This is a genomic window from Emticicia sp. (assembly GCF_049241225.1).
Lineage (GTDB): Bacteria > Bacteroidota > Bacteroidia > Cytophagales > Spirosomataceae > Emticicia.
This window is the reverse complement of record NZ_JBMLRC010000080.1, coordinates 16,940-20,475: the sequence shown is the minus strand read 5'-3', so window position 1 is coordinate 20,475 and position 3,536 is coordinate 16,940. Positions and strand designations below refer to the sequence as shown.

The window sequence follows — 3,536 nt, the reverse complement described above, 5'->3', positions numbered from 1 at the left end:
ACCATATATATATAAGCGATTTTTTGAAAGGGCTTGGTCCAGAAAGCTACGACTTGTTGGACCCACTTAAATTCTCTGATTCATTATAAAATACATCTTCTCTATTTTTCTACTAAGTACTTCCTTGCCTTCTCACATTTAAATTGTAGCCAAAGCTTCACTTCAGTAAGTGTAGAAATCTAGAGTAAAGAAGCTAGGGCTGTAAAATATTACGAGGCATTCATTACCTTTCAATTTTTTTAATTATTAGTTCAATTCTTTTTTGCATCAATTTTTGTTTTTCTGTATGAAACGGCTGAAAGAAATTTACATAAAATGAAAAAACGATTAGGCACATACTCAAAATAGAAAGCATTGTTTCGAGTTTACCTCGCTTCTTGATATTTATTGCTAATCTTCTAATCAAGTATAAAAAAAGGACTGCTTGCACGACCAAAAAAAGCTTTTTGGTATTATCCGAAAAATCTAAAAACGCCAATGAATTGAATCCTACAAGTGTAAGCGGAAAAACGCAACACATAAGGTGAATAAGTGTTGAAAATAGTGCTACTAAGAATGTTCTCATCTTTTGCGATTAATGTTGCAAAAGTATAAATGTATTTCTATATTTGCAACAATGTTGCATTTATTTGAAATTGAATTTATGAAATCAAAAATATATTGTGTAGGTATTTTGGGAGTGATAATGGCTTGTTTGGGAAAACAAGAGCCAAGTGAATTATTGAAAAAAGCAAATGAGATTCATGTAGCATCTGTAAAACTGCAAGAAGAGATTGAAAATGACTTAGATAGTTTAAAAAAATTGCCTGAATTGAAAATTCAAGCCGATAGTTTGGCCGAGGTTTTAGAGAATTGGGAAGCATCTCTCATCGAAATAGAAGGTTTTGAACACGAGCATAAACATGGTGAGCATCACCACCATAAACATTCGCCTGCACCAGATATGACCGATGAGCAAATGCTTGAATATCAACAAAATACTAAAAGTGAGATAATCGAATTACGAGAAAGTGTTTTAAAACTAAAATCTAAGAAATGAAACTCAAAATATTGATGATCAGTGTTTTTTTTGCCTTCGGGTTTGTGGTTGAAGAACCTATGAAACTCACTTGGAAGTTTCTGACACAAGTGAAGTTTAGCAAAAAATTGAATGTGGAGTTAGGAGAATATTTTCTATATCCTACTTTCGGAAAAAATGTGTTGGTTCTTAATGGCCGACCAGTTTCTATCAAAGGCTATATCATTCCGATAGATGTAAAATCGGGACTTTATGTGATTTCTGCCAACCCGATGGCCTCTTGTTTTTTCTGCGGTGCTTCAGGCCCAGAATCGTTGATTGAACTAAATTTCAAGAAAAAAGGACAGCACTTTAATACCGATGATGTGCGTACAATCAAAGGAATTTTCAAAACCAACGAAGCCGATATTGACCACCTCAACTATATCATTGAGCAAGCTGAGGTCGTGAGGTAATCAAAACTGCTTCAAATAAGTGATGGTTCGTCTATAAATCATTTTCTTACATTTACAATTTACTAAATGGAATATCAAGCAGTTCAAAAACTGTATCACTCACATAATTAAAATGCCACCATTCCATAGGGTCCACCTTGAAGCCATGTTTTTTCATGACGGTTTTTAGTAATTCCCGATTTTTGATTACTTCTTCGGGTAATTTCATAAACCCAGGATGAGCCGCATACACCAAAGCATCAAACGGCGTGGGCATTTTGAGTTCTTTTTTGGTTTTGAGATCAATCAATGTCAAATCTAAAGCAATGCCTCGATTGTGCTTACTGCCTGTCCACGGCAAACCCATGTACAGCGTATCTGGCAGCATCTCAAACATCTGACAAGTAACCGAATAGGGGCGGTACGCATCATAAATTTTCAGACTATAACCTTGCTCATTCAAATCTTTCTGCACCGCCGCTAAAGCTTTTGCCACTGGTAACCTCACCAAAGCCGCAGGTTTTTTATACAATTGGGTATAGAAAATATTTTGAGTAGTGGCATATTTAATGTCTAAAGCAATATTAGGTACATAATCTTTGATTCGTACCAATGCTTTATCGGGGTCTTTTTTGATGGTTTCGTTCAGAATTTTTGGGTCTGAAATGATATTTAGACCGTATTTGTTTGGTATTTGTGCAGTTAATTTTGCACAGATAAAAATTAAAATTACAAAACGAGGCATATTTTTTTCTGCAAAACTACAAAAATGCAATTACGTTGCAAATAAAGTGAAAAACTATATTTCAATCATTTGAAATTCATCTTTGCTGTTGCTAAAAATTAGATTAAATTATACTATATTTGTACTATATCAAGATTGTCTTAACATTAGATTCTCCTACAATGTCGAAGAATACCTTTATTATTTTGTCGTCTATTTGTATTGGTTTATACTCTTGTAATAAGCCCCATCAAAACCCCGAAGGCTTTGAAATGGAAGAAGGTTTCAAATTAGAATTGGTGGCTTCCGAACCACTTATCAAAGACCCCGTTGATTTGGAGTTTAATGAAAATGGAGATGCTATGGTACTCGAAATGCCAGGGTATCCGATGGAGGATAAACAAAGCCGTTTGTTGGTTTTGAAAGACAAAAACAACGATGGTGTGTATGATAGCAGCATTGTTTTTGCCGAAAATTTAGGATTGGCCGATTCGTTCATGCCTTATAAAAAAGGCGTTTTAGTAGCAGCACCGCCTTACTTGCTTCAATTGCACGATACCAATCAAGACGCCCGTGTTGATAAAATTGATACCTTGATGGGTGGTTTTGTGAAAGATAATCTACAACATAACTATAATGGACTTACTTACGGCATCGACAACTGGATTTATGCAGCCAATGGCGGAAACGATGGTAAACCTTACTGGTGGGGCGATACCACCACCGTAATTGATTTGCGTGGACAAGATTTGAGATTCAATCTCGAAACCCGACAGATGGAACGCCTCGGTGAATCTTCGGGAGGCTTTGGACTGGGAATGGATGAATACGGACGCATTTTTGAGACCCATAACCTCACGCATATCTCACATTCAGTTTTCCCCGACCGATACCTCAAAGGCAAGCCCATTTTGCCAGAAAATACCCTTCAAAATATATCAGACCACGAAGAAAACGGTTTGGCTCGCATTTTTCCGATCGGCGAGCAGGAAGACCGAGTAAATCACCCTGAGCAGTCGGGTTATTTTTCGGGTTCTTGTGGCGTAACGTATTATGGTGGTGGTGCTTTCAGCGAAAAATATAAAAATACCGTTTGGGTAGCCGACGTGGTGCTGAACCTGATACATGTCGATAAAATAAAACCTAATGGAGCATCCTTTACGGCTTCGAGGATTTTTGAAAACAAAGACTTTTTGGCGAGTACTGATAGGGCTTTCAGGCCAGTCAATATGAGCGTTGGCCCCGATGGCTCGTTATATGTTATTGATATTCATCGAAAGGTGATAGAACACCCCGAGTGGATTCCTGATGAAATCGAGAAAACATTAGACCTCAATGCGGGTAAAAACCAAGGTAGAAT

At 36.9% G+C, this 3,536-nt stretch carries 4 protein-coding genes; 3 read left to right on the top strand and 1 reads right to left on the bottom strand.

Annotated features, from left to right (window positions below; genetic code table 11):
• The first annotated feature begins 643 nt into the window (after positions 1-643).
• Together ACOVO2_RS05180 and ACOVO2_RS05175 are read left to right on the top strand one after the other, a co-directional pair.
• On the top strand, positions 644-1,039 hold the full coding sequence (locus ACOVO2_RS05180) for a hypothetical protein (RefSeq protein WP_421768941.1): 396 nt from the start codon (positions 644-646) through the stop codon (positions 1,037-1,039).
• Complete coding sequence (locus ACOVO2_RS05175) at positions 1,036-1,473, top strand: DUF3299 domain-containing protein (RefSeq protein WP_421768940.1); 438 nt, start codon at positions 1,036-1,038, stop codon at positions 1,471-1,473. Before ACOVO2_RS05180 ends, ACOVO2_RS05175 begins: the two co-directional genes overlap by 4 nt.
• 52 nt (positions 1,474-1,525) lie before the next feature.
• Here ACOVO2_RS05175 and ACOVO2_RS05170 read toward each other — a convergent pair whose 3' ends face one another.
• On the bottom strand, positions 1,526-2,197 hold the full coding sequence (locus ACOVO2_RS05170) for a M15 family metallopeptidase (protein ID WP_421768939.1): 672 nt from the start codon (positions 2,195-2,197) through the stop codon (positions 1,526-1,528).
• A gap of 161 nt (positions 2,198-2,358) precedes the next feature.
• Between ACOVO2_RS05170 and ACOVO2_RS05165 the strand changes: the two genes are divergently transcribed.
• Positions 2,359-3,536 (top strand): PVC-type heme-binding CxxCH protein (locus ACOVO2_RS05165; RefSeq protein WP_421768938.1); only part of this gene is annotated, 1,178 nt, incomplete at its 3' end.